A 239-nucleotide genomic window follows, 5' to 3' on the forward strand; every position below is an offset into this window, starting at 1 on the left:
TCTGGCCAATGTAGTTCTCGACATGAAACAGTCGGAGTTAATACCCCAAGACGTCTCAGTGGATATTAAAGTTGAGCGCACCAAAGATAAAAGTCATGGGGATTATGCTTCTAATCTTGCTTTGGTCTTAGCAAAGCCAAGTGGAAAGTCGCCTAGGCAATTGGCAGAGATTATGGTTAAGGCCATTCCAGAGCATCCGCTTGTGGAGCGGGTGGAAATTGCCGGACCTGGATTTATTA

General features: G+C 45.6%; 1 pseudogene. It reads left to right on the forward strand.

Annotated elements, in window-relative coordinates:
* Positions 1–22: 22 nt before the first annotated feature.
* Positions 23–239: pseudogene (gene argS, locus IEX97_RS13350) on the forward strand (arginine--tRNA ligase); the annotation flags it as partial.

Source organism: Paenalicyclobacillus cellulosilyticus (genome assembly GCF_014647315.1).
GTDB lineage: Bacteria > Bacillota > Bacilli > Alicyclobacillales > Alicyclobacillaceae > Alicyclobacillus_J > Alicyclobacillus_J cellulosilyticus.